We start from the raw sequence: 462 nt of genomic DNA, 5'->3' as shown, positions 1-462 counted from the left end.
CCCGGTGTCGACATCACCGTCACACCGCCGGCGAGCGCCATCTCGCACTCGCCGGACCGCAGTGATTGCACCGCGAGGTGCAGGGCCACCAGGGACGACGAGCACGCCGTGTCCACGGTCACCGCCGGGCCTTCGAAACCGAAGGTGTACGACAGGCGGCCCGAGGCCACGCTGGCCGCGTTGCCCGTCGCCACGTGACCGCCCACGTCCTCGCGGGCGCCGCCGAGGACCAGGCCGTAGTCCTGGGCGTTCGAGCCGACGAACACGCCGACGCGCTCACCTCGCAGCGACGCCGAGTCGACGCCGGCGCGCTCCAGGAGTTCCCAGGAGGTTTCGAGGAGCAGTCGCTGCTGGGGGTCCATCGCCAGCGCCTCGCGCGGCGAGATCCCGAAGAATCCGGCGTCGAAGCCGCTGACGTCCGACAAGAACGCGCCGGACCGCAGGTAGGTGGTCCCCACGGAG

General features: G+C 71.6%; 1 protein-coding gene. It reads right to left on the bottom strand.

Annotated features, from left to right (window positions below; translation table 11 throughout):
• Window positions 1–462 (bottom strand): beta-ketoacyl synthase N-terminal-like domain-containing protein (locus tag KYY02_RS33750; RefSeq protein WP_371244910.1); only part of this gene is annotated, 462 nt, incomplete at both ends.

This window comes from Streptomyces pimonensis, from assembly GCF_041380215.1.
GTDB lineage: Bacteria > Actinomycetota > Actinomycetes > Streptomycetales > Streptomycetaceae > Streptomyces > Streptomyces pimonensis.
Note: the sequence above shows the minus strand (reverse complement) of the source record. Positions and strands in the feature narration are given on the sequence as shown.